The 1,345-nt window shown below is 67.4% G+C and carries 1 protein-coding gene; it reads left to right on the top strand.

Features of this window, described 5'->3' with window-relative positions:
* Positions 1-1,264: translation initiation factor IF-2 (infB, locus tag A5711_RS21035; protein ID WP_067949934.1), on the top strand; the 1,264-nt coding region annotated here is incomplete at its 5' end.
* Between the last annotated feature and the right edge of the window lie 81 nt (positions 1,265-1,345).

A 1,345-nucleotide genomic window follows, 5' to 3' on the forward strand; every position in this document is an offset into this window, starting at 1 on the left:
CGCCGCCGACGACGGCGTGATGCCGCAGACGGTGGAGGCCATCAACCACGCGCAGGCGGCCGACGTGCCGATCGTGGTGGCGGTCAACAAGATCGACAAGGAGGGCGCCGACCCGGCGAAGATTCGCGGCCAGCTCACCGAATACGGCTTGGTCGCAGAGGATTTCGGTGGCGACACGATGTTCGTCGACATCTCCGCCAAGGAAGGCACCAACATCAAGGCGCTCGAAGAGGCGGTGCTGCTGACCGCCGACGCCGCCCTGGACCTGCGGGCCAACCCCGACATGGAGGCCCAGGGTGTGGCGATCGAGGCGCACCTGGACCGCGGCCGCGGCCCGGTCGCCACGGTCCTGGTGCAGCGCGGGACGCTGCGCGTCGGCGACTCGGTGGTGGCCGGCGACGCGTACGGTCGCGTCCGCCGCATGGTCGACGAGCACGGTGAGGACGTCGAGGAGGCTCTGCCGTCGCGGCCGGTGCAGGTCATCGGCTTCACGTCGGTGCCCGGCGCGGGTGACAACTTCCTGGTCGTCGACGAGGACCGCATCGCCCGCCAGATCGCCGACCGGCGCAGCGCCCGCAAGCGCAATGCGCTGGCGGCGCGGTCACGCAAGCGGATCAGCCTGGAGGACCTGGACTCGGCGCTGAAGGAAACCAGCCAGCTGAACCTGATCCTCAAGGGCGACAACGCCGGTACGGTCGAGGCGCTCGAGGAGGCCCTGATGGGCATCCAGGTCGACGACGAGGTGGAACTGCGCGTCATCGACCGCGGCGTCGGTGGCATCACCGAAACCAACGTCAACCTGGCGTCGGCGTCGGACGCGGTCATCATCGGCTTCAACGTGCGCGCCGAAGGGAAAGCGACCGAGCTCGCCAACCGCGAGGGTGTCGAGATCCGCTACTACTCGGTCATCTACCAGGCGATCGACGACATCGAGAAGGCCCTGCGCGGCATGCTCAAGCCGATCTACGAGGAGAAGGAGCTGGGTCGCGCCGAGATCCGCGCGATCTTCCGGTCCTCGAAGGTGGGCATCATCGCCGGCTGCATGATCAGCTCCGGTGTGGTGCGGCGCAACGCGAAGGCCCGCCTGCTGCGGGACAACGTCGTGGTCACCGAGAACCTCACGATCAACTCGCTGCGACGGGAGAAGGACGACGTGACCGAGGTCCGCGAGGGCTTCGAGTGCGGTATGACGCTGGGCTACTCCGACATCAAGGAAGGCGACATCATCGAGTCCTACGAGCTCGTCGAGAAGGAGCGCGCCTGACCGCCGCCGACGATGCAGAACGAAGTGATGAGGAGAAGGCGGTGAATAAATAGTGGCGGACCCCGCAAGGGCGCGCCGATT

The organism is Mycobacterium sp. E2238 (genome assembly GCF_001672665.1).
GTDB lineage: Bacteria > Actinomycetota > Actinomycetes > Mycobacteriales > Mycobacteriaceae > Mycobacterium.